A 2,377-nucleotide genomic window follows, 5' to 3' on the forward strand; every position below is an offset into this window, starting at 1 on the left:
AACGATTAAGGGCGTTGTGATTGGGGGCGATTTCAACACAAATCACGATCAGGCAATGTTCGCCACGGAAAGAACACTCGATTCCCTCGCTGATGCTGGATACCAGAACAATTTTGAAGGAATGGCTTTACCGGAACGAGTAACTCACCCAGGGAATCACGGCTTTCCAGACGCTACCTTTGACTTCCTTTTTACAAAGGGCCTAACGGCATTGCAGCCCACTGTCACCCAGACCAATGCATCGGATCATTGGCCTGTGACGCGCAATTTCCGTTTGAGTTAACGCTTGCGGTGCATTCTCTTGACTAGCGGGCGTAATCAATCAGTAAAATTGCCGCACCCTACCACCCCTTGCTTGCCCACTTTCGCCTTCGTAGACCCCCGCGGGGTTTACTCAAAAAATCTGTGTGACACTACCGGACCCGTAACGTTCCCCACAGGAGAGCGCTATGGCATCGGTGCCTAACGGGTATTCTCATTTGACCTGATTTGATCTGACGCGCGTTTTCATAGGTAAAATTGCCGGGCTTGTGTTCCGACGTAATCCCTCATGATCTGACAAAATCCTGCTTGCTGGATAAAATAGCCGGACAACGACTGCGGCAGGTCGAGCACCTCAACTCGGGTGATGTACTGATCGATCTTTCGGCTAGCGGGGCCAGCGCGTTCGGTAGTAAAAGAGTCGGCCGAGAACTGACTCAGAATGGACGACGCCACTGTTATCCGCTGGCTTCGGATTCGACTCCCGTAGGCTCCACTCCTATTAGAAAAGGGAGTGATTAAATTCGAGACAGAGTTGAGGGAAAGTTTTTTGCCACGAACGCAGCCACCCTCGAGGAAGCCTCTCAAAGAAGCTGGTTGTCGCAGAAGTAAAAGCGCTCGACAAGGTGCGATCCCAATTGGCAAACTTCCGAAAGACTGTCGCCGGGGATGATCAATCGGGACAGTGACGGAATGCGCAAATTAAAACCAATGATCCCATTCCCTATATTCCACTACCCTTAACGCGCGATCCACGAGGCCAAGCTTTGCAGAAATCGAATGACAAAAGATACGGGCTGGTTGGGTGGAAGGAGTTCCACAATACCCGAAAGGAAATTCTTAGCGAGTTTAACCGCGCTAAGGAATACAATGTTTCGCGCCTTGTGCGTGTCCAGCATGGGAAGGCAGGCGAAGCCGCAGTACGGAAATGGCTTTCGGATTACCTCCCCAAAAAGTATGGGGTTACTTCTGGATTTGTAATTCCAGATGTAATCGCAGCTGAATACAAGTTGTATCACTTCGATGTGCTAATTTATGATCGAATCAATTCGCCCGAACTTGGAGTGATGGTGACTATAATCAATCGGAAAAAGGCAAGACACGAGCGATTCCTGCCAAACATGTTCGCGCTGCCTTTGAGATTAAAGGCAGCCTTAACAGCGACACCGCACGAGACGCGATCAGTAAATTGAGTGAGCTCAACAACTTGGCTGATCACCTGCCCGCTAGTTTTTCATGCCGCACGATCTTCTTCGATCTTGATACAGCATTGGTCGGCAACCAAAGCGTTCTGCCAAACCTCCTGCCATCGACTCCTTCGTGTCACATGTTGTGCCCAACGAAAGAAAATGGAGGTTCGCGCGGAGACCTAATACTTGGCTTACGCAAAGCTAATGACTTTGAAACAGTTGATTTGTGCCCAGAAACGGCCACACGGCATTGATTAATCCGGAAGGACTGCGCAGGGGTTGAATATTAAGAGTGTTTGTTACGTGACGGCTGATCGCAGACAGCCCCGAGTCAAACTCCGTTGCGCGCTGGATTTGGCCGTTATCACGTTTGCGCTCGATCATCCCTGCCCCGTTTTCGATACGTTCCTGTGAGCAATCAAGGCGACACCGGGGGGGCCGGGGTCGCGATGAAAGCTGGAGGAAGTTCGTGGGATCGATTTCTCGTCTGGAAAGTTTTTCGTCAAAAAGGCTGACCAAAAAATTCGTGGCGAAAGTGTAATGGAGCCCGAGCGCTGAAAAGCAAACAGTCGCTGCTTCAACTTCATAACTGGCCCTCTACGCACACTGATGTTCCTTTATTCCTCTGACCCAATCGTTTCTGTTCGTGTTTGAAACACCGTGCGCGCGTTTTTGAACGGGCGGACGGAATCTGTGAGGAATTGTCTTGACTATCGCTCAAGTTGTCGAAGAGGCTTGCGTCGTTTCGGTCCCATTACCTCAAACGACATGCTTTTACATCGGGGACTCCAAGATGAAAGATGACCGTGCGTTGCGGTGGAAGTGCAGAGAGTGCGGATAAATTTCGATCATTCAGCTTTTGCAATGCGTGGCGCAGACTTGCGCAGTTTTGCGGCAAAAAATTGACGGACCGTAGAAGCGACCGT

Annotated in this window: 4 protein-coding genes; 2 read left to right on the forward strand and 2 right to left on the reverse strand. The window is 50.3% G+C overall.

Annotated elements, in window-relative coordinates:
- On the forward strand, nucleotides 1-283 hold a 283-nt coding region (locus tag DMG62_24360; protein ID PYY19674.1), incomplete at its 5' end, for a hypothetical protein.
- Between the two features lie 224 nt (nucleotides 284-507).
- Here the strand turns inward: DMG62_24360 and DMG62_24365 are convergent.
- Nucleotides 508-717, reverse strand: coding sequence for a hypothetical protein (locus DMG62_24365; protein PYY19675.1), 210 nt, complete (start codon nucleotides 715-717; stop codon nucleotides 508-510).
- Nucleotides 718-1,028: 311 nt separating this feature from the next.
- Here DMG62_24365 and DMG62_24370 point away from each other — a divergent pair, with 311 nt between their 5' ends.
- The gene (locus tag DMG62_24370; protein ID PYY19676.1) at nucleotides 1,029-1,454 is read left to right on the forward strand and encodes a hypothetical protein; all 426 of its coding nucleotides are present in this window, start codon (nucleotides 1,029-1,031) and stop codon (nucleotides 1,452-1,454) included.
- Between the two features lie 198 nt (nucleotides 1,455-1,652).
- Here the strand turns inward: DMG62_24370 and DMG62_24375 are convergent, their stop codons facing one another.
- Nucleotides 1,653-1,835: a hypothetical protein gene (locus DMG62_24375; protein ID PYY19677.1), complete on the reverse strand. Its 183-nt coding sequence runs from the start codon at nucleotides 1,833-1,835 to the stop codon at nucleotides 1,653-1,655.
- Nucleotides 1,836-2,377: the final 542 nt, after the last annotated feature.

It is taken from the genome of Acidobacteriota bacterium, assembly GCA_003225175.1.
GTDB lineage: Bacteria > Acidobacteriota > Terriglobia > Terriglobales > Acidobacteriaceae > Gp1-AA112.